Annotated in this window: 21 protein-coding genes and 1 pseudogene; 17 read left to right on the forward strand and 5 right to left on the reverse strand. The window is 60.0% G+C overall.

Annotated features, from left to right (window positions below; translation table 11 throughout):
- Positions 1–12: 12 nt before the first annotated feature.
- Entirely contained in the window at positions 13–945 is a 933-nt protein-coding gene (gene kce / locus ACZ9H4_RS31815; RefSeq protein WP_408148874.1) for a 3,5-dioxohexanoate:acetyl-CoA acetone transferase, read from the reverse strand.
- Between the two features lie 472 nt (positions 946–1,417).
- Here kce and ACZ9H4_RS31820 point away from each other — a divergent pair, with 472 nt between their 5' ends.
- The 10 genes and pseudogenes from ACZ9H4_RS31820 (at position 1,418) to ACZ9H4_RS31865 (ending at position 12,437) form a co-directional block, all read left to right on the forward strand.
- Entirely contained in the window at positions 1,418–1,600 is a 183-nt protein-coding gene (locus tag ACZ9H4_RS31820; RefSeq protein ID WP_408156418.1) for a hypothetical protein, read from the forward strand.
- Positions 1,601–1,747: 147 nt separating this feature from the next.
- Positions 1,748–3,337, forward strand: coding sequence for a putative bifunctional diguanylate cyclase/phosphodiesterase (locus ACZ9H4_RS31825; protein ID WP_476122454.1), 1,590 nt, complete (start codon positions 1,748–1,750; stop codon positions 3,335–3,337).
- 294 nt (positions 3,338–3,631) lie between these two features.
- Entirely contained in the window at positions 3,632–4,897 is a 1,266-nt protein-coding gene (locus tag ACZ9H4_RS31830; protein ID WP_408156414.1) for a sensor domain-containing diguanylate cyclase, read from the forward strand.
- 686 nt (positions 4,898–5,583) lie between these two features.
- Positions 5,584–6,390 (forward strand): FkbM family methyltransferase, encoded by an 807-nt coding sequence (locus tag ACZ9H4_RS31835; RefSeq protein ID WP_408148882.1) that lies wholly within the window; start codon positions 5,584–5,586, stop codon positions 6,388–6,390.
- Between the two features lie 631 nt (positions 6,391–7,021).
- Entirely contained in the window at positions 7,022–7,168 is a 147-nt protein-coding gene (locus tag ACZ9H4_RS31840; protein ID WP_408156410.1) for a hypothetical protein, read from the forward strand.
- Between the two features lie 4 nt (positions 7,169–7,172).
- The gene (locus tag ACZ9H4_RS31845; RefSeq protein WP_408148886.1) at positions 7,173–7,541 is read left to right on the forward strand and encodes a VOC family protein; all 369 of its coding nucleotides are present in this window, start codon (positions 7,173–7,175) and stop codon (positions 7,539–7,541) included.
- 42 nt (positions 7,542–7,583) lie between these two features.
- Positions 7,584–8,552 (forward strand): oxidoreductase, encoded by a 969-nt coding sequence (locus ACZ9H4_RS31850; protein ID WP_408156408.1) that lies wholly within the window; start codon positions 7,584–7,586, stop codon positions 8,550–8,552.
- Positions 8,553–8,914: 362 nt separating this feature from the next.
- On the forward strand, positions 8,915–10,846 hold the full coding sequence (locus ACZ9H4_RS31855; RefSeq protein ID WP_408328605.1) for an SMP-30/gluconolactonase/LRE family protein: 1,932 nt from the start codon (positions 8,915–8,917) through the stop codon (positions 10,844–10,846).
- A 231-nt stretch (positions 10,847–11,077) separates the two neighbouring features.
- Positions 11,078–11,239, forward strand: a pseudogene (locus tag ACZ9H4_RS31860) (aldehyde reductase); the annotation flags it as partial.
- A gap of 127 nt (positions 11,240–11,366) precedes the next feature.
- Positions 11,367–12,437 (forward strand): AraC family transcriptional regulator, encoded by a 1,071-nt coding sequence (locus ACZ9H4_RS31865; RefSeq protein WP_408148891.1) that lies wholly within the window; start codon positions 11,367–11,369, stop codon positions 12,435–12,437.
- A gap of 4 nt (positions 12,438–12,441) precedes the next feature.
- Here ACZ9H4_RS31865 and ACZ9H4_RS31870 read toward each other — a convergent pair whose 3' ends face one another.
- Together ACZ9H4_RS31870 and ACZ9H4_RS31875 are read right to left on the reverse strand one after the other, a co-directional pair.
- Positions 12,442–13,776, reverse strand: coding sequence for a type II toxin-antitoxin system HipA family toxin (locus ACZ9H4_RS31870; protein WP_408148893.1), 1,335 nt, complete (start codon positions 13,774–13,776; stop codon positions 12,442–12,444).
- 2 nt (positions 13,777–13,778) lie between these two features.
- Positions 13,779–14,303 carry a helix-turn-helix transcriptional regulator gene (locus ACZ9H4_RS31875; RefSeq protein WP_408148895.1) on the reverse strand — a complete coding sequence of 175 codons (525 nt, stop codon included), beginning with the start codon at positions 14,301–14,303 and terminating at the stop codon, positions 13,779–13,781.
- Positions 14,304–14,786: 483 nt separating this feature from the next.
- Between ACZ9H4_RS31875 and ACZ9H4_RS31880 the strand changes: the two genes are divergently transcribed.
- Positions 14,787–14,999 (forward strand): hypothetical protein, encoded by a 213-nt coding sequence (locus ACZ9H4_RS31880; RefSeq protein ID WP_408148897.1) that lies wholly within the window; start codon positions 14,787–14,789, stop codon positions 14,997–14,999.
- A 283-nt stretch (positions 15,000–15,282) separates the two neighbouring features.
- Positions 15,283–15,585 carry a hypothetical protein gene (locus ACZ9H4_RS31885; protein ID WP_408148899.1) on the forward strand — a complete coding sequence of 101 codons (303 nt, stop codon included), beginning with the start codon at positions 15,283–15,285 and terminating at the stop codon, positions 15,583–15,585.
- 2 nt (positions 15,586–15,587) lie between these two features.
- Here the strand turns inward: ACZ9H4_RS31885 and ACZ9H4_RS31890 are convergent, their stop codons facing one another.
- On the reverse strand, positions 15,588–16,010 hold the full coding sequence (locus ACZ9H4_RS31890; protein ID WP_476122455.1) for a hypothetical protein: 423 nt from the start codon (positions 16,008–16,010) through the stop codon (positions 15,588–15,590).
- Between the two features lie 10 nt (positions 16,011–16,020).
- Between ACZ9H4_RS31890 and ACZ9H4_RS31895 the strand changes: the two genes are divergently transcribed.
- From ACZ9H4_RS31895 to ACZ9H4_RS31905, 3 genes are all read left to right on the forward strand, one after another.
- Positions 16,021–16,401: a hypothetical protein gene (locus tag ACZ9H4_RS31895; RefSeq protein WP_408148967.1), complete on the forward strand. Its 381-nt coding sequence runs from the start codon at positions 16,021–16,023 to the stop codon at positions 16,399–16,401.
- 11 nt (positions 16,402–16,412) lie between these two features.
- A complete protein-coding gene (locus tag ACZ9H4_RS31900; RefSeq protein WP_408148901.1) occupies positions 16,413–16,634 on the forward strand; it encodes a hypothetical protein in 222 nt (73 codons plus the stop codon).
- 714 nt (positions 16,635–17,348) lie between these two features.
- Positions 17,349–18,914: an alpha/beta hydrolase gene (locus ACZ9H4_RS31905; protein ID WP_408148903.1), complete on the forward strand. Its 1,566-nt coding sequence runs from the start codon at positions 17,349–17,351 to the stop codon at positions 18,912–18,914.
- Positions 18,915–18,990: 76 nt separating this feature from the next.
- Here the strand turns inward: ACZ9H4_RS31905 and ACZ9H4_RS31910 are convergent, their stop codons facing one another.
- Positions 18,991–20,175, reverse strand: a complete 1,185-nt coding sequence (locus ACZ9H4_RS31910) for an endo-1,4-beta-xylanase (protein ID WP_408148905.1) — start codon at positions 20,173–20,175, stop codon at positions 18,991–18,993.
- Between the two features lie 272 nt (positions 20,176–20,447).
- Between ACZ9H4_RS31910 and ACZ9H4_RS31915 the strand changes: the two genes are divergently transcribed.
- Both ACZ9H4_RS31915 and ACZ9H4_RS31920 read left to right on the forward strand, forming a co-directional pair.
- Entirely contained in the window at positions 20,448–21,077 is a 630-nt protein-coding gene (locus ACZ9H4_RS31915; protein ID WP_408148907.1) for a LacI family DNA-binding transcriptional regulator, read from the forward strand.
- A gap of 6 nt (positions 21,078–21,083) precedes the next feature.
- A complete protein-coding gene (locus ACZ9H4_RS31920; RefSeq protein ID WP_408148909.1) occupies positions 21,084–21,455 on the forward strand; it encodes a substrate-binding domain-containing protein in 372 nt (123 codons plus the stop codon).
- The last annotated feature ends 211 nt before the right edge of the window (positions 21,456–21,666 follow it).

Below are 21,666 nucleotides of genomic sequence, written 5' to 3' on the forward strand. Positions count from 1 at the left end.
CGAAGACCGCGGTCAGAAGTTGACCTTGTCCGCGCCCTTCAGGCCGAGCATTTGCCGCGCCTCGGCCGGCGTTGCGATCTCGAACGAAAGCTCCTCCAGAATGTGGCGAATCTTGCGCACCTGCTGGGCATTCGTTTCGGCCTTCACGCCCTTCGAAAGAAAGACGCTGTCTTCCAGACCGACCCGCACGTTGCCGCCCATGATGGCGCCCATCGTCACGAACGACATCTGATGGCGTCCCGCACCGAGAATCGAAAAATGATAGTTCTCGCGGCCGAACAGGCGGTCGGCGGTCGCGCGCATGACCGTCATGTTCTCCGGTTCGGCGCCCAGTCCGCCGAGAATGCCGAATACCGACTGGATGAAGAACGGCGGCTTGATCAAGCCCTGATCGACGAAATGCGCGAGGTTGTACAGATGGCCGACGTCGTAGCACTCGAACTCGAAGCGCGTGCCATGCTCGCCCAGTTCGAGCAGGATGCTTTTGATGTCCCTGAAGGTATTGCGGAAGATCGTGTCTTCCATGCCTTCGATGAAGTCCTTCTCCCAGTCGTAACGCCACGAAGACATCCGTGCGGCGATCGGGTGAATCGAGAAGTTCATCGAGCCCATGTTCAGCGAACACATCTCCGGTTTGGCGAGGCGCGGGTAAGCCAGCCGGTCCGCCAGCGTCATCCTTGTGCTGCCGCCGGTCGTGATGTTGATGACCGCATCGGTTGCTTCGACAATCGCGGGAACGAACTGCCTGAACACATCGGGCGATGGCGTCGGTTGGCCGTTGGCCGGGTTGCGCGCATGCAGATGGAGAATCGCGGCGCCCGCTTGCGCGGCTTCGATGGATTGCCCGGCGATCTGCGACGGCGTCAACGGCAGGTATTCGGACATCGACGGCGTATGGGTTGCGCCGGTGATCGCGCAGGAAATGATGACTTTGCGATTGAGCAAGCGTTGTCTCCAGTATCGTTGGCTGGCCAGTCGACGGACTGGCCGGTTGTGGTATCGATACTAGTGGGATACGATTGCGTCAGTAAGGTCATTTTCGGCCAGCTGGATGTTGTCTACGGACATTCTGAGGTGAAGCGGTGTCTTCGAATGGCCGGTCACAATAAAGTGACGCACTGAACAATCAATCTGCCAACTTGCGAGTTCAGGCGACCAATAAAGTTGAAAACCAGTTTGAGCTTCATCCATGCGGGTATTCGCCGCGTTTCGATTCATTCGTACCCAGTGAGACTTGCACACCCCGCAGGGACGTTGCGCTGATTCCCCGCTTCGACCGGATCGCGCGCGACGGACAAGCCGTGCGGCCCATGGCGAAAGTGTGGCGTCTAATCTGGGACTAACCGGCTTTGACCATAGACATATCTTTAGAGGTCCTTGCGAGGGTTCGCAAGCCGTGACCGGTCCTGCTGCCGCAATGTTGCCATTCATCAGGCGGGATTTGCTCAACCTTGCGATGCGCAACATCGACAATCCACGCTACACAGCCCTGCGGATCGCGGAAGGACACATTCTCCTCACACCTCTGTCCGACTTCGCTCCGATGGATCCGGATCCTGACCTGATTCCACATACGCAGACCTTGCGCCAGGCCTGGTAGAAGAAGACAAAATTACCGGCACGACGGGGCGCGCCAAAGGATCGCATTGTGCCCCGATTTCCGGAGATGAATGAACCCGCTCTGGCACTTCAGTTCGTCTTCCTTATGCCGATAACGCGATAACGGTCCCACAGCTTCGCTCAGGTTATGCGCGCTTTTCCCTATCAGACAATCCGGCAGGTCATCGGTCTCGCGGCGACGGTGCTTGCAACTGTCTTCGCATTATCCTGTTTCTGGGAAGTTGAACTGGAAGGCTGGACCATGCGCGCGATCGGGTTGGCCTACGAACCATCATTCGAGACGGCACAGCGCTGGCGCTTTATTTTGACGTCCACCAGCTTTGCGCTCCTTGCGCTTATCGTCCCCGCAGTATGGCTGGGTCGACTGTTACGTAACCAGCACGAGAGCTACATCGCACTGAGACGCGAGCAGGCGCTGAGCGAATCACTGGCGCGCCATGACGCGCTGACAGGGCTTTTTAACCGTCGTGTGTTCAGTGACCAGCTGGGAGTCATGCTTGCGGACGACCGGAAGAAGGCTGCGGTTCTTCTGATCAACCTCGACATGTTCAAGTCAATCAATGACTCGTATGGTCATGCGATCGGGGATAAGGTGTTGTGCGAGATCGCCGAGCGCCTTAGGCGTTTTACTGACCGGCCCGCGTCGAGCCTCGCCCGACTCAGCGGCGACGAGTTTGCGATGATCGTCGACGATGCCGACAAGGAGTCGCTTGCGAGTCTTGCAAGAGGCATCTTGCGGGAAATAGGTGCACCCCTCGTTTCGTTGCAGGGCGCCATATCGATCAGCGCGACAATCGGGATGAGCATCGCATACGTTGATGCGATCCTGCCCGATGCACTTTTGCACTGCGCAGACCACGCAATGTATCGTGGGAAAAGTACCGGACGCGCTACATTTCATTTTTACGACCCGGGATATGAAAGCGAGCAGCAAATAGCAAAGCAGTTGGAATTCGATCTGATATGCGCTGTCGCACAGGATCAAATCGAACCGTTCTTTCAACCAATTGTCAGTCTGCCGGACGAAGAAATTGTGGGATTCGAAATATTGGCCCGCTGGCAGAATCCCCATCGCGGCATGCAGATGCCCTCGACCTTCATTCCGATTCTGGATCGTTTGGGCATGATTCCGTGTATGACTTTCTCATTGCTGAGAAAGTCGATCGACTATGCAAAGCTCTGGCCGCGCGACTTGATATTAGCGATCAACGTGACTGCGTCGATGCTGGAGGACACCGGCTTTGCGGGCCAATTGCACGATACGCTGGTCGAGCATGACTTTTCTCCCGGCAGACTCGAAGTGGAAATCACCGAGCAGGCACTTGTCACTAACATCGCGGCAGTTCGTGAAAGTCTGGCGAAGCTTCGCGCGCGCGGTATAAGTATCGCACTCGACGATTTCGGTACGGGTTATTCCGGGATTTACCATCTGACGCAGCTTGCGATCGACAAAATAAAAATAGACCGCTCGTTCCTTGACCTTGGCGTGCCAGGGCACGAGAAAGTTGTTTCCGCGGTGTTAGGCCTCGCGAATAGCCTGCGGATCAAAGCGACCGCCGAGGGTGTCGAGCGACAGGACATTGCACGCTGGCTTTCGTCGCGGCGCTGCGATTTTGCGCAAGGGTACTTGTTCGGTAAGCCTATGTCGGTAGATCAGGTCTCAGCTCATCTCAGGGAACGCCGGAAGTGCGAAAAGTCCGCTGCGATCCGAGTATGAAGTCCGGACGCGCGTGTAGTGGCGGACGAGGCCGACCCCTGCCGCACGATGGCTTCAGTCGCTGCTTGTTGTGCAAGGGCGCCGGGGATGGATGTGCACGTGGAATTACGCTCAGGCCCGACATGGATTATAGGTAGCCGCCGAGCATCAAGGATGCGCCGCCATCGATGGCGAACGGCGGCACAACGGGGCGCTCGCGCGGCTCGCAGGTGGGCTTGCTCGGAAACCCGGTATTGAATAAAGCTTTTGCAAGGTGAGATTTTGTCTGATTGGTCCAAGGAGCCGAGCCAGGGCATGGATGACGTCGCCGTATGCGTCGCCATGATCGGGCTCAATGAGCGCGGGAATCTTGTCCTCACCGCCTGCAACGACCCGTTCTTCCAGTTGACAGGCGGAGCGGGTGCAGTTTCGCAGGCATTCCCCATTCCATTCGGAGCGCTGACTACGGATTCGGCGTCGCGCGGGCTTGGCGAGAAACTCCTCGCTTGCTTTGCGTCCGACCGAGCACAGGAGCCGGCGCAAACTTACGATTTCCGCGACGGGAAACGGTGGTGGCGCCTATCGCTCAAACTGATCGGGCATACAAGCGCCGACGTTAGCGTTCGCGAGATTCTTGTGACCGGTTTCGACATGGCTGCGAAGTTAAATCTGACGCAGCAGCCGGATGTTGATGCCTCGCGCTATCGCGCCTTGGTCGACTTGGCCTACGACGCTATCGTGGCAATGGACGATCAGCACAACATCACGCTGTTCAATCGCGCAGCGGAAAATCTCTTTGGCTATTCGTCAGCCGAGGTGCTCGGGCGGCCAATCGTCACCTTGTTGCCCGAGAGGTTTCGCGCGAACCATCCGCGCAAGGTGCAGCAGTTCGCGGACGCGTACGATCCGGGCGCGCGGCAGGCGACGCCGCCGCGCATGGACGAGAGTAATAGTGTGTACGGTCGGCATCGCGACGGATCGGTGATACCAGTCGAAATCGCGGTCTCCAAAATCGACCTGAACGGAGGGATCGAATTCATGGCAGTCGTGCGCGACATAACCGATCGCGCCCGATTAATGGACCTGCTAAAAAAGCAGGCCACGACTGACGCGTTGACAGGTCTGCCAAATCGCCGTGAGTTTGTCGAATGCATAGAGAAAATGCTTGTCACCGGAGACGATTTGTCGGTGTTCATTCTCGACATCGATTTTTTCAAGAAGATCAACGATCAACATGGCCACGATGCCGGCGATGAGGTTTTGCGCGTGCTGGCGAAGGTCGGGGCATCAATGACAGACAGGCCGAGTTTGTTCGCTCGCTGGGGAGGCGAGGAGTTCGTAGCGGCCCTGCCGGGCGCGGACGCAGATCTTGCGCATATGATCGCGGACGACCTTCGGCAGCGCTACGAACGACAGGATTTCGAGCACGTGTGGGGCCTTAAGCCGATTCCGTTCACCGTCAGCATCGGCGTGGTCACACGTGAAGCAGGCGAGGTCAACGTTGACGCGTTGATGAAGCGCGCGGACCGTGCGCTCTATCGGGCGAAGAAATCCGGCCGTAATCGCGTCGAGGTTGGATAGGCGCTGTGAGCGGGCCAGGAAATATCCGCTCCAGCAATACGCGACCATTGGGGCAGACGCTCACAACGATGCCCGCACGAAGGTTTCATGCGCCATCGTTGCTGACAATATGCTGCCGTTGATGAGCGGTGTTCAATTGTAGCGGTCGGTCGCATCACACCCCGTCTACTTTTCGGTCCCGTTCCTGCTGCAATCGGCAGTTGACAGGGTGCCGGCAGACGCTCGTCCCACTGCATTTCTTCGAAAGCCGTACTCACCGGCGAAGTTTCTTGCGCTTCTGGAGGGCATGAACCCTTCCCTGAATCGTACGGATCCCCTTTGGCTCAGGCGCGCTGTGTCGCGCAGGCGCGCAGGCCGTGTCTTTCGGGAGAGTCCCCTGGACCGATGCCTACTATAACGACCCGCGTCGGTCGGCCATCACATAACAACATAAATAGTAGCGGCCGTTGCTCCGGGGAAGCGGCTTTCGCGGCACGCCACTCATCACCGATCCAGCGCCGTCCGCCGCAGCTGGGACTTTGAACTAAACAAGGTTGGCGCGTATACCGGAAATAGGGAGAGGCCCGAGGTGAATTGCTGAAATCCGTAGACTACCCTAGCAGGGGTGCGTGCCTTTTGAGTATCGGCAGATTCCTGTCGATGCAGCTGCTGTCCCAACCAGCGATACGATCACGCGGAGAACCAACATGCACGACCTTGTAAAGTCCACCCTGAAGGACATGTTGCCACCAGGGCTCGTGCGATTGCTGCGACCCAAAGATCAGTCTCCCGATGCTTGGGGAACCGCTCGATACGGTCTGCACGGGTTGAGGCTTCCCGGCGGAAGGCGCTTCAATTTCCGGCCTTCAATACCGGACCGAACGGTGTGCAAGCAGATTTTTTTTCGACGGGTGTATGCAACGGACCATCTTAGCCGGGCGCAAGAGATAGTCGACTTTTACCGGGCCTGTCCGGATCCGATCATCGTCGACGCCGGGGCCAACATCGGGGCCAGTGCGGTTTGGTTTGCGCTCACGTATCCGAAAGCGAAGATCCTGGCTATTGAGCCGGACGTATCGAACTACGAACTCCTCAAGAGCAACTCGATCTCGTTCCCATCTGTGGTGCCGCTGAACGCCGCCATTGCAGCGACCAGTGGTACGCTTTATCTGGACGATCCGGGACGAGGCGCCTGCGGATATCGTACGGCTGAGCAGCCCACCGATCACTCGTACGCCGTTGAAGCGATGACGCTGGAACAGGTGATAGCGAAATCGAGCGGAACGCCGTTCATCCTGAAGATTGACATCGAGGGCGCAGAGTCGGACCTCTTTTCACGCCACTCCGAGGAATTAAACAGATTTCCGCTGGTGATCATTGAACTGCATGATTGGATGCTTCCACGGAAATCGAACAGTCGGAACTTCTTGAAGTGGCATGTCGAAATGCAGCGTGATTTCGTATACGCCGGCGAGAACGTTTTTTCGATTTCCAATACGATTCGGCCAGTGTGATTTAACGCCAGGTATCGTAGGCCGTCACTGCGCTTCGCTGACCGGCAATTGATCATCCAGGCTGCGTTGGAAAGCAGCCGTCGATTCGCGCACGAAAATCCCTCTCAGATCAGCAAATCCAGCACGCTGGATAACGCGTGCGCATCGAGGTCGGCTGCGCGTAGATGGATCAGCGGGGTCAAGTGCTTAAGCAACAAGTCAGTGACGTCGCTTTCAAGTAAAGCGGCCGCTCGCAAGACTGACGCGTTCCTCGTCGCCGTCGCCCTGATATCGGACCACGCCGTCACTACGGCGAATCGATCGGCTGCCGACCCGCAACATCGACAGTACGTCTAATAACGCGTCCACAAATGTACGATCGAATAAGAACTCAGCCTTATTGATTATAGCCGCGGTCAATCTCCCGCGCGATCATTGTCGCCACTGAAGCGGCGAGAAAACCTGCACGAGATCCTTTTGCCACTTCCGGTGAACATTGGTCGAGATCGATTTACTTGGCCTGGGGACTTGCGGCCAGCATCTTTTGATAACCGGCGCGCGATCCCAAACGCCGTCAAGGACACGCTATGAAAGCATGGCAACTCGAACGTCTGGGCGGTTGGCCCCGATGCCCATGGCACCGCAGCGACGTTTGCTCGATCTGACTGGTAGCGGTCCGCTCGACATCGACCTGCCGCGCTCACGCATCTCTCCACTCGCCGCGTTGCCCGAAGCCATGGCGGCTGCAGCCCGGGCGAACAATTTCGAATGTGTCGTCATCGATCATCACGAGGCATAGACCCATGCAGATCCTGCACAAAGCCTTTCGTCTTTACGTCATGCCACAAGCACTAGAACGCACTGTCGCGTTCTACGAAGCGGTCCTGGGACAATCGTGCGAACGACGTATCCGGCTCGACTCCGTCGGTATCGAAATCGCAGTGATCGGCGCAGTGATCGTTCTGGCCGGTAGTCCGGAAGCACTCGCCCCTGTGCGTGACGCGCAGGCGGTATTCATCGTCGACGCGCTTGACGAGTTCCTGCCGCAGCTGCGTGCCCAGGGTGCGGAGATTCTGCATGAACCGCGCGCCGCGGCGGGCGGCCGGAATTTCACCGTGCGGCATCCTGACGGGCTCGTCGTTGAGTATTACCAAGCGGACCAGCCCGTTTGACGCCGGGCGGCGTTGCACACCTTTTAACTTCAGGAAGAGCAGATGACAGCCAGACAAACGCCCCTTCACTCCGGCTTCGGTTCGACCAGCACCGCCGCACAAGTAATCAACGGCATCGATCTACACGGCAAGACCGCGGTGGTGACCGGCGGGCACTCGGGCATCGGACTCGAAACGACGCGTGCACTCGCACAGGCGGGCGCAACGGTGATCGTTCCCGCGCGAGCGCCGGATAAAGCACGCGAAGCACTGAGCGATATCGCGGGCACCGAGGTGGCTCGGATCGATCTGCTCGATCCGGCTTCGATCGATGCCTTCTCCGTGAATTTCGTCGCCAGCGGACGTTCGCTCGATCTGCTCGTCAATAACGCCGGCATCATGGCCGTGCCGCTCGCACGCGACGCCCGCGGTTACGAGTCCCAGTTCTCCGCCAATCATCTGGGGCATTTTCAGCTTACGGCAAGGCTCTGGCCTGCGCTCACGCGCACCTGCCATGCGCGTGTCGTGACGTTGTCGTCCGGCGCACACCGGCGTGCCGCGTTCGACTTCGACGATCCGAACTTCGAACGCCGCGACTACGACAAGTGGCGTGCGTACGCGCAGTCCAAAACCGCCAGCGTGCTGTTTACCATCGCACTCGACCGCCGCGGTGAGCCGCACGGTGTACGGGCGTTCGCGGTACACCCGGGCCGGATCGAGACAAACTTGCAGCGATTCATCACGATGAAAGAACTCCAGGCGCTCGGTTACCGGAACAAGGATGGCGAGATACCCGAAGCGCAGCGCGGGTTGTACAAGACCGTGCAGCAGGGCGCGGCGACGACCGTATGGTGTGCGACGAATTCTGCGCTTGATGGAATCGGCGGAGTCTATTGCGAGAACGCGGATATTGCGGCTAGTGTGCCTGCGGATCATGCGACGCCTGACGGCGTGCTGCCCTGGGCAATCGATCTAACCATGGCAGAGCAGTTGTGGGCTCTGAGCGAAGCGATGACAGGTGTCCGATTGTGACCGATCGACATGCGTCCTTGCGCCACCTGATCATTGTTGCCGAGCGCCGAAACGTCTGCAATTCACCGGAACTCAGCTGATCCCCTCTGTCGCAGGACTGCTGCCATGAGGTCGCTTGCTGCCGATCGCCGCATTACGCGCAATAAGAAAGAATGCCCTGTGCATGAGACAGCAGGCGGCCGACAGAAAGGAGGTCGAGATTCGTTCGAGATAGCAATTCGTGTCCGTATGCAAAGTCGCGGTGCGGCTTGCAAAGGCGCAAAGAGTTGCATATGTTCATACGTAAGCCACCGATCACGAATCTGGAATCTCGCTGGCCGATCATTCACGTGAATGATCACTACCCTTGGAGAGCATCGGTCATGGTCGAGCAAAAGCGCATTCATGCTGCGATTCTCGCTGCAGTGATCGCCTCGATTGCGCCAGCCAGTCAGTCGGAAAACACCACGGACTGGCTGGCGAACACCTATGGCACCCTCGCCGCCCACGTCGGTAACACCGCGCGTTCCATGTGGGTCGCGCCCGAAGGCGTTATCTACACGGCCTCGATGTGGGACGAGTACGAGGGTGGCGTCGCTGTCTACCAGGCCGGCAAGAGCCTCGGCTCGATCGGGGCGCACGGAGAGTTTCAGGGCGGCGCGATCACGGGCAGCGCGACGTCGATCTTCGTGGCACTGCAGCCTGGCGGGACATACGGAAGTGGTGCGGTGGGCCGATACAACCGCACCACCAGGACTCGCGATCTTTTGATACAGGTCAGTGCATTTAACAACCTGCCCCGGGTCGACGTCGTCACTGGACTGGCCACGGCGGCCTCGCTCCTCTATGCGAGCGACTTCTATGGCAACCGCGTCCGGATATTCACCGCCGACGGTGTCTGGAAGCGCGACATCGACGTCACGGGCCCGGGTGCCCTCGCAGTGGATGGCGCGGGCGACGTCTGGGTCGCCCAGAAGGGTGAGGGCTCGGTCGTCGAGTTCAGTCCAAGCGGCGCGTTGTTGAACACCATCCAGATGCCGAGTGGGGCGCGGCCATCGGCGCTTTATTTCGATGCGTCATCGGGGCAGCTCATGGTCGGGGACGAAGGCCCCGACATGAACATCAAGCGCTACAAGCTCTCGGGCACGCCGGCGCTGGTCGGTACGTTCGGTATTCAGGGCGGTTATCTCGATACCACGACGGGCATCAAAGGGCAGGTTGGCGACAAGCGCTTTACCCGCGTCACTGGCATCGGCAAGGACACCGCAGGCAACCTCTATGTGCTCAACAATCCATGGGGCGGAAGCTGGGATCTCGGCCGCGACGGCGGCACCGACATTCACGCTTACAACAATTCTGGTCGCCTGCAATGGAAGCTTCAGTCTCTCAACTTTGAGGGGATCGCCGCTGCGGACCCTGGCACTGACGGTGTCGACTTCTATGGAGGCACCAACATCTATAGCGGCACAGCAGGGGGAGCCTTCGTAGCGAACACTGTCGATCCGTTCGACTATCCATCCGATCCACGCATCAACATCAACGATCGCTCACGGGACGAGCATTTCGGTCAGCTTGCCACCGTCGGCGCAAACCGCATCCTCGTGGCATCGGGCCAGAATCCCGATATCTACTACTTCTTTCACTTCAATGCGGCGAATGGCTACATCGCAATACCGGACGCCACGCTTCCCGGTCCGGCGTTCAAAACGACCGCCGCGGTCAGGGATGGATTCTGCATCGACAGCAAGGGGGGCGTATGGGCCGGCCTGGACAAGACCGGGTACATCTACCACTATCCGCTGATCGGCTTCGATGCCAGCGGCAAGCCGACATGGGGGCCCGGTGTCCCCATTCGCATTCCCGAGAGCATCAAGCCGTTGACGCGCATCGTCTACCTCGCGGACAGCGACACCATGATTCTCGCGCAGGGGATCGTTGGGAGTACGGACTGGACGTCGATAGGTACGCGGATTGAGGTGTATCACGGCTGGAGCGCGGGCAACACCACGACACCCAATCCGGTGATCAACCTCACCCACGCTGGCGCCAAGTCGATTGACGCGGCGGGCAGCTATCTATTTGTCGGCTACTGGTTCGGCAGCGGGCAAGCTTTGCCGAACATCGACGCCATCAATCTCGCTACAGGCAATCTCGACACCACACTCGTCAACACCAGTACCGGTACCGTTGACGCCAGCAGCGCCATCGATTCGATGTACGGCGTCAGGGCATTTCGTCGGTCGACGGGCGAGTACGTGGTCACGAAGAACAACGTCAAAGGTTCCAGCATTACCGTTTATCGCTGGACGCCCTGATCCTGCGTTTCGTCAGGGAGAGACCGGTTTGTCATGACCGTTTCTGCTCCGCAGAGCATCCTCACGGGTGAACGGCTACGTTGGGGAAAATCAAACGGCCGCTGGGGGGCGACCTGCGGCGCTCATCATCTGGCTGAGTGTGGCGAGGATCGGCCAGTCGATGCCTCAGCAGGAATGATCGGAATTGGCAGCCATGCAATCGGTCGAGCGGGGTATCGCTGCTATTCAGCAGCGATGAAGGCATCTGCTCCATTGCTGGACATCAACATGAACGCTTCGAGCGCAAAGGCCATCCGGCTGCTTGGCTGGAGGCCGCGATCAAGCGATGAGGCAATCGTCGCCAGTGCTGAAAGCCTCGTGCGACTCGGGCTGCCTGGCGATCACCAATCGTAAGAATCCCGCAACGGCTGCCGGCACGCGAGAACGATGATTGAACTTCCTGCCGGGAGCGGCCTGGCGAAGGTGCGGCGTCAGTGCATGACGCCGTCGGCGGATGAGTGCTGCTATCCTGCAATCTGATATGGTTCTTGTCTCAATACGTTTGCAGATTTCATCTTTATTGCGAAGGATCACGAAGTTGCCATTGCAGAACGAGCGCATCTACGCGCCCTATAAGATCGCCGCGCTGGTCGAGGTGCTCAGCGAGCAGGGCATTGCGCCGGAAGACAGCCTCAAGGGCAGCGGTGTCGACGTCGACAGGATCTACGACGCGGCGGCATTGACCTCGGTCCGGCAATACGCCGCCGTCTGCAGAAACGCGATCCTGCTGTCGTGCTCTCCCGCCACGCCGTTCATTGTCGGCTCGCGCTTGCATCTGTCCGCGTACGGGATGTATGGCTATGCGCTGATGTCGTGTCTCTCGCTGCGGGACTATTTCCGGCTCGGCGTGAAGTATCACCAGCTCGCGACGCCCACGCTGACGATCGAGTGGACCGAGTATCCCAACGAGGGCATCTGGACGTTTCCGGATGCGTTCATCTCCAGTCCTTCGAGCGAGCTGCGCGAGTTTTTGATCGAGCAGCAGTTCACCCAGCACGTGACCCATCTTCAGGACGTCGCTGGGCGAACCTGCCCGCCAACCAAGGCGTGCTTTTCGTATCCGGCGCCCGCGCATGCCGCGATTTATTCCGAGTACCTGGGGTGTCCGTGTTACTTCGATCAGCCGCAATGCGAGCTTCACTACGACAGCGCGATTCTCGAGCAGAAGCCGCAACTCGCGCACCGCTTGACGGCCACGTTATTGCAGGAAACGTGTGACAGGCTCATCGGCGAGGCGAAGACGTCGGTAGGCGTATCCGGCGAGGTGTATCAGATTTTGATGCGTCAACCCGGCGAGTTTCCGGGCATGGAAGTGGTCGCGAAAGCGTTGCGGATGACGAGCCGAACGCTGCGGCGTCGGCTGGAAAGCGAGGGCACGTCGTTCGTGGCGATTGTCGACGACGTACGTTGTTCGCTCGCGACCGAGTACCTGAAGACCACCAGGATGAGCACCGACGACATCGCGATGCTGCTGGGATTCAGCGACCCGGCGAACTTCCGGCGCGCGCTGAAGCGTTGGACGGGTAAGGGGCCGAGGGAGTTGCGTCGCTAGACGGCTACCTCGATTGCGCAAGCTTCCTGTTCAACCGGCGCATACCGTCGAAGACCGCATCGGCCACGTCCATCGGGAAGTCCGCAGGCAAGCGCGACGACACTTCGTCGATCACCGCGTCGGTGCGTGCCGTCAGCTCGCCGATCATCGCCTCTACGGTCGCCGCGGAAAATCCGACGCGTTGCCCCTCGGCAATCCAATGCCGCCGCTGGATCTGATTGAGCAGATAGTGAACGTTCTTGCCATGTACGGCCATCGCCAGCTTGACCTTCTGCGCGGGCAATCTGCCGGCGCCCGCACCGATGATCGGATGAGCGGACAGCACGTCGTAGAGCGGCGTGGATTCGTACCGGTTGCCGGGCAGGTGCGCGATGCTGAAGTTCTTTGCGTGGCCGTCGGTCGCGGCGAGTAGCCAGAAGACCATCTGCGTGATGAAGAAGTTGCGCCGGTCGAGCGCCGCGCGCGCGGAGCCGGAGAGCACTTCCATGATGGCCTCGATCCCTGGGCCGCCATCGGACTCGTACTTGTGGAGCGCCGAGGTGGCCGTCGCCTGGCACATGTCTTCTTGCGGGAGCCGCACGATCCATGTCGCGTCGCTGGACGGACGGCGGTCGAATCGCTCGACGATCAACACCTTCTGATCCTCGAATCCGGCGATGTCGCAACGGGCGACGGGCAATCCATAAGCCGCGACTATTTGCGAGCAGAGCCACTCGTTCTCGACGGAGGTGCGCATGTCCGCTCGCATATTGCCGACCAGTCCGAGCGGCAACTTGAAGATATGCGTGGTCGGCGTGCTGCCTTCAGGCAGCAGCCAGCGGTCGCGATGCCGGAGCAGGGCGGTCTTTTCCTGCGCGCCCGCGATCGACAGACGCAGATCTTCCAGGGGATCGTGTTGTCCCAGCGGTGACGTCGAGGTCGTGCCGCGCAGCAGCTGGGCGATCTCGCTGTCGCTGAGTTCGCGTCCGTGGATGCTTGTGAGGTCGGTGGGGGATTCGTCCGGCGGCAGCATCTGCAGCGCGCCAACGCAGTCGCGGCCGAGCGTGGCGAGCAGCGCGAAAGGCGCGGTGCTGCCGGTCCGGTAGCGTGTGGCGATCCGGCGGCGGATCGGTTCGCTGTCGGGAAGCAGGTTGTCGAAGTAGTCCGCGACGACCTGGCCGCGATACGGCTGGTTGCCCGGCGTGAATGGCAGCGACAGCGACAGCGGGCGTCCTTGCGGATCGTCGAGCCAGTCGTCCCGGTATGCAAGACGTTCGCCGTGACGCGTCGTTTCCCAATAGCCGACCTGCAGGCCGTTCATCCAGAGGTTTAGCCGGCTGGGTTGCGTGCTTCGCGCCATGCTTACCAGTTCTCCCGTTTCTTGCTGACGCGCCTCGCCTTCGCGGCGGCGCGTTGGGCTTCAGACGCGGCATGGCCGACGACTTCCCGCGTGCTTGTCCGCGCGCGGGGTTTCGCCGGGCTTTTGATGCGCGCCGGCGTTTCGGCGGACGTTGTCTGCTTGCGCGTCGATTGGGCTTTGCGTTTTACGTCGCCCGTTGCTACGGCCGATGCTTTCTGTACGAGGCGTGCGGACGTGGTGCGAGTTGCTACAGGCGCGGCGGCGGGAGCGGATGCTGGATTTTCCGCAGCGGCGTTTTCGGCTGAGTCGCCAGCGGATTGAGTGAGTTTCAGATCGACCTGGAGCACCCGCAGGACCTTGAAGAGCCGCTCCACGCTGACCGCCGCCGGATTGGCTTCGAGTTGTGCGTAAGTCTGCTGCGTCACGCCGAGATGACTCGCCATCGCGGCTTGGGTGAGACCGGCGGTCTTTCTGTAGCCCTGCAGGATTGGCCGCAACTGGCTCAGTGTTTTGATGGGATAGTCCACGGCGATTCTCCGGCAGGTGCGTTGGCACCATGACAGGCTAAAGCCTGTAAATTGTTTATACAGTCTATACGCTGTATTTCAAAAATACAAGCTAAAGACTGTTAATAGTAGATGCGCGGCAAGACAGGCACGGCGCCGATGCCGTGTGTGGCTGCCGATCCGAATTTATAACGCAACTAACGGCCAAGCCGGTTTGCCGACCGCCAAGCTGCTCCACTGCTCCATCCCGCCATCACGAGGAACCGGCGCGATCAATGATGGCGCCTGACCGGAACGATACATCTTCTGATTCCGCATCTTATTTCGGGATTTTCCCAATGCTTATTGGATAGGCTGGGAATTGTTCTGACGCTGGCAGATATGGGTACGAGAGTCGATGAATAAAAGGCTGAATCCGTTGCACCAGATGGTTAATGAGAAATAGTTGTTTGCGAGACGCAGAATGTCGGTGTCCTGAAGAATCTCATAGGTCTCACAAATGCTATGTCCTATTTCCTGACTTGCCAAACCTTCGAGGCCGCCCAGAACTTCACGCAACGTGCTGTTGAGACCTATCCCGCGAGCCAATATAAAGAATTTCTCGAAGTAGGAATTGCTAAATGGCGCTTCAAATTGCAAGGCGAGGTACATGACGCACGACTAGATCATGTTCGTCATGTTTATTCGGGAGGAACAGCTATGCCTGCCATCCAGTGAATGTCGCGCTTGTTGCTGTACGGAGATGGGTCGGTCGGGCAGGGGCGCAACGCGCTATTTGCCGAACAGCAGGCAACGGCGTCGGCCGGCTGGACGCTCTCGCAGAATCAGACACACGACGGCACATGGCGCGTGAGTGCGCTGCTGGGCGCAAGCTACACGCTGCTGTCCCGATGGACCCAGACGCTGGAACTGCTCTATAACGGCGACGGCTACACGAGCCGCGAGCGGCGAGAGGCGTGCGTATCAGAACGCGATCCGCTCCGGCAACACCGCACTTGCTATGGGCGATGCGGCGGCCGCCGGTTTGTTGGGGCAGGCGCAGCAGAGTTTGCTCGGACAACGTTACGTATTGGTACAGCGGGGCCGCACGGAGCTGTTCAATAGACTCGATGTGACACTGAGCTATATCCAGGCATTCGATACGCCATATGGAGGAAATCTGGCATTGTCACTGACCTACAAATTGAGTCCATCCGCCGAGTTGTTTGCATTCGGCCAATGGAATGTCGGCAACCCGCAATCGGAGTTCTTGCAGCTTTACAGATTTTCTGTCATCAGCGGCTTGCACTACTACTGGAACTGAATTCAACGCGCTATGGCCGAATGACAGTTTCTTTTCCCCCGGTGACCGGCGCCGCTTTCTTTCGGGTCCATTGTATTGCATTGCGACGCGCGGCAATCATCGTTCCCTGTGGTTTCGACCGCGTGGAAATGAGCTTGGAAATTATAGAAAACGGCCCTAGACTCTATATCGAGCCGGTTGTTCAGGTTGGCTGACTGTGCCGGCCGACCGGTCGTATCCGCAATCAATTCCAGTGATCCGGGTAGACATCTGTCATTCTGCGCATCGTTGGAATAGCTCTCCGGTAACGCCGGAGCGGATGCCTTCACTGCGTAAGTCGAGTCTGAAAAGGAGACCCAAACAGCCCCCAGACCATTTCTCGACACAATTCGATCGACGCCGCCGGAGACGGTCGGCAGCAAGCTGCTGGAGAACATAACTTCCATGGAGTACGTGATGGCAACTAAACCACAATGGCGAACGCTGTTATCTCTGGGTTGTCTGTCGTTCGTCCTGATGGGCAATGCCGCCCGCGCAGAAAGCATTCCGATTGTGACGGGCGAGCAATGGGTCGCGTCGTCGCCGGAGGCCAAGAAGGCGTATCTCGTCGGCGTCGCCAATGTGCTTGAAATCGAGCGCGCCTACGCCGGCAATACGGCCGCCCATAGCAACGATATCGCGCCGCGCTTCGCCAAAGGCATGCAAGGTCAAACTCTCGATAGCGTGCGCCAGGGGCTCGACAACTGGTACGCCGCGAATCCGACGAGAATCCAGCACCCGGTGATTGAGACCCTGTGGTTTGAAATGGTCATGCCCGGCCTGAAGAAAAACCAATGAGGAAGACGATCATGAAACGACTTGGATGGATCATGAGCATTGGCGTTTTCGCGGCCGTGGTCGGATGTACGGACATGAGCGCGCAACAACAGGGAACGATGAGCGGCGCGGCGATCGGCGCGGCCGGCGGCGCGGGCATTGCGGCGATCTCGGGCGGCGACGCATGGACCGGCGCGCTCATTGGCGGTGCGGCGGGTGGGGTGGCTGGCAATATCAGGGGCGGGCGACAGTAAGACGCCAGGACGGACGGGACGCGGAGTGGTCAGTGCGCCCCGCCCCGTCAGCGTTCGTAGTGCGCGTCGACGCGCTTTGCATCACGCCGGGCGGTTCGGCTGTCGAGTCGTCCGGCCATCTAACGGCATGGGCCTGAGTGCCTACTGCCGCATTACAAACAGCAATCCGATTCTGCGCGTCGCCGGCGAGTTGCCGCAAGCCGAAGCAATGTGAAAGCCTTCCATTGTGTTCACGTCGCGTTTCGCATTCAAGGTGCGGCGCCACCGATCACCCCATTCATCTTTCGAGCACCGCCCATTGCGGCGCCTGCGCCCTTCGTAGCCCAGTCCATCGCACTTCATGGCCTCCTGGGCAAATGTCAAATGGTCATGGCGAGCGCCGAAGCGATTCACCGATCGACACAAGAGTTTGAACGGATGGATAAAAAACCTTAGGATATCCAGGCGGGAACAGGCAACGAACGCGCGCCGTGATCGCAGCCAAACTGGGAAAACCATGACGGCGCTCTTTAATAGCCTCGCTCCGTCGGCTCGATGAACGGCCTTCGCCTTGCAGGCCGTTGCAAGGCCCGGCCAGCGCGTATGATCGGACGATGGACAACCGCGAGCCGAGGCCCCGCGCCCGAGCCCCTGAACGCCGTCGAGGTGGCGGCATGAGCACACGGCGCAGACGCCTGTCTGCGAGAGTGTGCAATCCTCACTAAGAGAGCACGAATGCTACGCACGTCGCTGAAGGTAATAAAGATAAGTGCATTGATTCTGGTTCTGCTGATCATCGCCGCGCTAGGGATGCGCGCATGGTACGCACAGCGTGCTCCGGACCTGTCGGTCTGGCATACCTATGTGCCGCGCGAAATGACGATCGAGGAAATGGACGCCGGCGACTGGAATGCCTACATGAAGGCGGAGGCGCGGATTTTTAACGACGTGCGCGTCAATGTCGTCGAGAAACTGAAGCCAGCCGAGCGCGTGCCGTCGAACCGCTATTACAAAGGCTCGCCGATCTATCCAGAGCAGTTCGCGGAGAACTGGAACCGCTCGTACATCCTCGAACCGTCTGGGCCGCCCGTGGGGGCCGTGGTGATGCTGCATGGCCTGACGGATTCGCCTTTCAGCTTGCGCCATATCGCGCGCCGCTACCGGGACCGGGGCTTTGTCGCAATCGGCATCCGTCTGCCGGGACATGGTACGGTGCCGGCCGGGCTGACGCGCGTCGAATGGCGTGAATGGGCCGCCGCGACGCGGCTCGCGGTGCGTGAAGCGCGCCGGCGTATCGGTCCGGACAAGCCGCTGGAATTGGTCGGCTTCTCGAACGGCGGCGCGCTGGCGCTGCAATATGCGCTCGACTCCATCGAGAATCCTGCGCTCTCGCGTCCGACGCGTGTCGTGCTGATCTCGCCGATGATCGGTGTGACCCGCTATGCCCGCTTTGCCGGCCTGGCCGGCTTGCCTGCGGTATTCCCGGCATTCGCGCGGGCCGCCTGGCTCGGCATCGTGCCGGAATTCAATCCATTCAAATACAATTCATTCCCGGTCAACGGCGCGCGCCAATCCTATCTGCTCACGAGTACGATTCAGGATCAGATCAACCGGCTGCATCGTGAGAACAGGCTGGTTGCCTTGCCGCCGGTGTTGACCTTCCAGTCCGTGACCGATTTCACCGTCAGCACGCCTGCGGTCATGTCGTCGCTTTACGATCAGCTTCCCGAGAACGGCAGTGAAGTCGTGCTGTTCGACGTGAACCGCAGCGTGAGATTCAGAACCTTTCTGCGCGTGGCGTCCTATACCGCGCTCTCACGATTGCTGCGCACCGGCCCGCAAAACTATCGCACCACGGTCATCGCGAACGCATCGCCGGACTCGAGCCACACCGTCGCGCGCAGTGTCGATGCGGGCCAGGTGGAGACCCATGTCACGCCTTTGGACATCGAGTATCCGCAGGATATTTTTTCGTTGTCGCACGTCGCGATTCCGTTCCCGGTGACGGACGCGCTCTATGGCATCGCGCCGAACGACGAGGAAAATTTCAACGAAAATCTGGGCACGCTCGCCCCACGCGGCGAACGCGGTACGTTGATTCTGACGCTCGACTCCATGTTCCGGATCGCATCGAATCCGTTCTTCCCGTATCTGCTGGAGCGCATCGACGAGGGCATCGGCAAGCTGCCGAATCCCGTGGTCAAGTCGCCCGAGCGCTCTCACGAAACCGCCGCGGGGCAGCCGGACGCAACGGCTGACGAGCTGCCGGAACTCAACGAGGTCGGGTCTTATGAGCCGTGACAAGCCGATGCCGCTGTAGTCGACGATCGACGAGAGACTGCGCCCGCTCATCGCAGTCTCTTGAATCACGCGAAAGTTACGGCTGATAGGACGGATCGACGATCGTCCAGAACGCCGCTTTCGGCTGCAGGTTGGCCGCGAACAGCAGCGGCAGATTGTTGCGCGGCACTGGCGTCGACGTCAGCCACGTGTGCTTGTCGGTATAACCCCACAGCGTCACCGCCTTGATGCTCGACTCCTGTTCGAACAGGTCGAACACGGCACGATAGCGCTGAGCCTGGGCGCGCATCACGTCGTTCGGCACCGGACGGCCGAGGTCGGGCAGGCACGCATGCGGGTTGCTCCAGCATTCGCCAGAGTCGGTATAGAGGCTCACGTCGAGCTCCGTCACCTGGTTCTCGAGTCCGAGCGCGGCGACGTCGTCGATAGCCTGCTTGATGTTCGGCAGTGGCGGCCAGTTGACGCTGATGTGCATCTGATGCCCGACGCCGTCGATCGGCACGCCCTCGGCGCGTAACTCGCGAATCACGGAGAGCAGTTTCGCGCGCTTGCCTGCATCGTCGGTGTTGTAGTCGTTGATATAGAGCTTGACGTTCGGATCGGCCGCCCGCGCCGCACGGAACGCGATCGCAATGTAATCCTTGCCGAGCGCGCGATACCACGGACTGTCTTCGCGATAGACCTGATGCGGGTCGTCGCTGATGACTTCATTGACCACGTCCCACGCATAGACCTTGCCGCGGAAATGTGTGACCACGTCGGTTACATAGCGGCGCAGCCGTGCCGCGACGATGTCGTGATAGTGCGGGTCGTTGGGGTCGCCGGCAAAGAACCAGTCCGGCGCTTCTTTCCAGTCGCCGCTCCTGAAGTGCCAAACGAGCGTGTGCCCGCGCACCGCGATGCCGTGGGCTTGGGCGAATGCGATGATCTCGTCGGCCGGCGCGAAGTTGTACTTGCCCTCGCCGACACCGATCGTGCCCGGCTTCATCTTGTTCTCGGCGGTCAAGCTCGAAAACTGCGTGGCGAGGAGCGCGGCGTCAGCCGGGTTGTCGATCGAGTCCGGTTCGATCGCGGCGCCTACCTTGAAATGCGCAGCCATTACGTTTCGCAGTTGCGGCGGTGCTTCTGCCGGCGCCGCGGCGAGGGGCGGGCCGTCGTGAGCGGCGCTCGCCTGGCTGTTCGCGCAGCCGGCGCTCCAGACAACGGAGCACAGGGCGGCGGCCATGCAGAGCAGGCGTAGCGGGGGACGTCGAGTGCGCATTCTTTTTGTCTCCTTGTGGTGTGTTTTCGATTTGAGCGGTCTTTAACTACTTGTAACGTTAACGGTAACATAGGGATGTTAGGTAGCGGCACGGACCTTCGCTATGCGGGGTTAACCTGACTGATCCGGCGCAGCCGATACGGCGTGCAGCAACCGCGCGACGCTTCATCGTCATCGGCACGCCGAACCTTCGCGGTGCCCACAAACTCGTAGGGCAGCGCGGCGTCAGTTTAATAAGCTTCGCCGGATTACAACCTTGGCCAGACCAGCGCATGGGCATTCGACAGCTCGCCAGCGAGCTCAATCTTTCTGTTTCCACGATCTCGCGCGCATTGAACGACAGCGACGAAGTCAGCGCCGAGACCCGCGAGCGCGTGCGCGCCGCGGCGCTTGCCCACGGTTATGCGCCGAGCAAGTCGGCGGAGAGTTTGTGCAAGGGCCGCCTGGACATCATCGGACTGATGCTGCCGATGCGGCGCGAAGAAGAGAAATACACGCTCGGCGTCTTCATGACGCTGGCCGATGGACTGCAATCGGTGCTGGCCCAGCATGGCATGGACCTCGTCATGTATGCGAGCGAGTCATGGGACGACGAGTTCGCCCGCTTGCGGCGCATTGTCGAGCGGCGCCACGTCGACGGCGTGATCCTCGCCGGCACGCGGCAGCACGACGAGCGGCTCGATTACGTGATGAGCCGCAATTTCCCGTTCGTTGCGTTGGGCCGCAGCGAATCGGGCGGCGAGCACGCGTGGGTCGACCTCGATTTCGAAGCGGCGGCTGACGCGGGTGTCGCGCGGCTCGAGGCGCTCGGGCATCGGCGCATCGGTGCATCGCGCTGGGTGTCCCCGATAACGACGCAATGCAGGCGCATGTCTATCGCCGCGCACGGCAGAAAGCGATGAAGCGGCATGGTGAAGGTGCCCGCCGACTACATACAGCGCAACGAGTTGTCCGAGCGTGGCGGCTATCTGATCACGGAGCAGTTGCTGCAACTCGCGCAACCGCCAGGCGCCCTCATGTTCCAGAGCGACTGCATGGCGATCGGCGCCTATCGCAAGCTTTACGAACTGGACAAGACACCGGGACGCGATCTCGCGATCTCGGGCGGCGTGCTGGCGGGCGATCTGCCGGAATACCTGGCACCGCGTCTGACCGGCTTCATGCTCGACGCCTATGCGTTGGGGCAGCGCCTCGCGCAGGCGCTGCTCGCGCAATTTCCCGACCTCGTCGCGGCCTACGGTGCAGCGCGAGCCATGCGTGTGGCCGCTGACGCTGCGTGAGCGCGACAGTGACGCCATCCGGTTCCCGTCCCAGGCCCGCTGACCAGACGCTTACGCTGAATCTATGATTTTTAGTGGCATAGCCCCACGCTAGCGAAAAACAAAGTCTGTACCTAACTACATCTCGTCACTTACAGGATCGGGAGATGGTCGCGGGATAGAGGCTGAACGATTCGGCGACTTCTTTGTGCGGCGGGCGAACGCCTCCCGC

This window comes from Paraburkholderia sp. TE9906, from assembly GCF_056279605.1.